The organism is Saccharothrix sp. ST-888, assembly GCF_000955975.1.
Taxonomy (GTDB): domain Bacteria; phylum Actinomycetota; class Actinomycetes; order Streptomycetales; family Streptomycetaceae; genus Kitasatospora.
The window spans coordinates 1-301 of the sequence record NZ_JYJF01000989.1; the positions used below are offsets into that span (position 1 = coordinate 1).

Genomic DNA, 301 nt, shown 5'->3' on the forward strand with positions numbered 1-301 from the left:
GGCCGGGACGTGCACGGAGGCGGGGGCCGAGGGCGTGACGGGAGCTCCACCCGAATGCTCGATAACACCGAACCGCAGCAGTCTGCCGCAACGGGGAGTTCCGAGGCCGACGGCTCCGCCGTGCCTCGGCGCCGTCGTCGCCGGGCGGTGCCCCGCCCGGCCGGTGCGCCGCAGGGCGCGGCCGCCGAGACCGCCGAGCCCTTACTGCCTGCCGAGACCCCCACCCAGCCGTCCGCCGGGGAGACCCCCGGCACCGAGGCGCCCGCCGCCGAGCCGGTGGCCGAGAAGCCGGTGCGGGCCC

At 79.1% G+C, this 301-nt stretch carries 1 protein-coding gene; it reads left to right on the top strand.

What is annotated here, in order from left to right:
• Nucleotides 1-54: 54 nt before the first annotated feature.
• Nucleotides 55-301: hypothetical protein (locus UK12_RS40775; protein WP_156179177.1), on the top strand; the 247-nt coding region annotated here is incomplete at its 3' end.